This is a genomic window from Streptomyces sp. NPDC088194 (assembly GCF_040702025.1).
Classification (GTDB): domain Bacteria; phylum Actinomycetota; class Actinomycetes; order Streptomycetales; family Streptomycetaceae; genus Actinacidiphila.
This window is the reverse complement of the sequence record NZ_JBFBIV010000214.1, coordinates 1-1,412: the sequence shown is the minus strand read 5'-3', so window position 1 is coordinate 1,412 and position 1,412 is coordinate 1. Positions and strand designations below refer to the sequence as shown.

Sequence of the window (1,412 nt, the reverse complement as noted above, 5' to 3'; positions counted from 1 at the left end):
CCCAATACCGGTGATTTAGGTTATTTTCCGGCGGGTTGGGTTGGCTTTGGTCGGGCCGACCAGTTGGACGGTGGGGGTGTTGGGGCGGGGCGGGTGGTTGTGCTCGGCTCGTTTCAGTGCCCAGTTCGACATCTTGCGTTTGATGACGCGGGGGTTGGAGCGTGGCCGCCGTGCGGGTAGGGGCCGTTCGGTGATTTCACGCAGACTCTGTCTGAGTGTGTGGGTCAGGCGGGAGGGGGGAAAGTGCCGCCTGCCCGGTGACGTGGCGGCGGACGATGCGCAGGGTGCGGGTGAAGGAGATCCGGTCGGGGTCGTGTCCGGCGTGTATGGCGGCGTGATGCATGAGGTCCCGTAGGGCGTGGTGGACCAGCAGGAACGCGAAGATCTCCTGTTCGACCCCGCGGGGGTGCTGGGAGCGCAATACGATCCCGGGGCTGCCCTGATGGTTCTTGATCTCATCGAGTGTGTTCTCGATCTCCCAGCGCTGGGCGTAGAGGGCGGCGAGTTCGCCCGCCGGGGCGTCGGCGGGGTCGAGGATGGTGGTGATCAGCCGGTAGACGTCCCCGTCAGCCCCGCCCGGACCGAGCGTGTACTCGATCACTCGAACCTGTTCGGGGTCGGCTCGGCGGTGTTTGTCTCGGGTGGCGACGATCTGCGAGAGATAAGAGCCGTCCTCCAACGCGGCCAGGACCGGCAGCACGATGACGCTCCGCACCCGCCACAGCAGGTCAGCGCCTCCGGCCTTGGCCGCCCGCCACAGGTCCAAGCCGCAAAAACCCCGGTCGGCCAGTACGAGCATGTCCCCGGTCAAAGCAGGGAAGATCCGCCGGGCCAGGGCGGTCTCATGCACCGACAACGGGCCGGCCTCAGCCGCGAACACGGCATGGGTGCCGCACTCGGCCAAGGCCGCTACTCTCACCTGTGGATACGCGCTCCTGCCCTGCCCGCGGCTGCTGCCCGGACGCCCGAAGAACTCCGCGTTCGCGGCCGTGTCCGGCACGTCGAAGACGGTGCCGTCCACCGCGACCAGCCGCCACCGGCCATACCAGGCACCCGGGGTCCGCGGGACCGCCACCGGTCGGCAGACCCGGTCGAACAAGACCCGCAACGGCTCCGGCCCCAGCCGCAGACGCGCACGGCCGATCGCCCCGGTGGTCGGCACCCGCCAGGCCTTCACCCAACGGCCCTCACGCTCCAGCCCCTGCACCAACAACCGGGCCACCTCCTCGTAGCCCTGCCCGAAGAACAGGCACATCGCCAGGACGAAATACATCACCACCCGAGCCGGCAACAGCCGGTTCCGCTGCTCGACCCGACCACACTCGGCGACGACCTCGTCGATCAACTCGGGCGGGAAAGCCCGCGTGAGCACCCCCAACGCGATCCGATCCGAGAACCGCTCAACCCCCGAC

General features: G+C 68.5%; 1 protein-coding gene. It reads right to left on the bottom strand.

The features are described from left to right. Positions 1-196: 196 nt before the first annotated feature. The coding region (locus AB0399_RS40460; protein WP_366414695.1) for an IS4 family transposase at positions 197-1,412 on the bottom strand (1,216 nt) is incomplete at its 5' end.